1 protein-coding gene is annotated in these 423 nt (G+C 52.2%); it reads left to right on the top strand.

Going from position 1 to position 423, the window contains the following annotated elements:
* Positions 1-132: helix-turn-helix domain-containing protein (locus tag EII23_RS13715; RefSeq protein ID WP_148091245.1), on the top strand; the 132-nt coding region annotated here is incomplete at its 5' end.
* Positions 133-423 lie beyond the last annotated feature (291 nt).

The following is a 423-nucleotide window of genomic DNA, read 5'->3' as shown; positions in this document are numbered from 1 at the left end:
AAGCCCTCACTCTCCGCCGCACAGGTGGAGGAAATGCGGAACATGACCGCAAGCGGAAAGAACAAGACGGCCATTGCCCGCCATTTCAGAATAAGCCGTACCACGCTGTACAGGCTGCTGGCGCAGTCTTGAGCAATCGGGAATCGAACCAACGCCCTTGACGCCGGAATCCAACTGACGGTATAAGACGCACACCTTGCTACACAAGAAACGGCATCAGGAAGAATAAAAGCCAGTTATTTTATGTAACTGTGTGTCGCCCTGTGGCCCTCTGTCCCTCGGCACCAGAAGCATACAACCATTTAGAATCAAAATAAGTGGTTACAAATGAATGCTCCACCGGCTAAAGCCGGTGGTATCGGAAACAGCTAAAGCTGGCGATTGCGGATGAAATCCGCCGACAGCTTGGCGGGTTGGCAAAAG

The organism is Desulfovibrio sp. OH1186_COT-070 (assembly GCF_003860215.1).
In the GTDB taxonomy this organism is placed as follows: Bacteria; Desulfobacterota; Desulfovibrionia; order Desulfovibrionales; family Desulfovibrionaceae; genus Desulfovibrio.
This window is presented reverse-complemented; position numbering and strand designations above follow the sequence as displayed.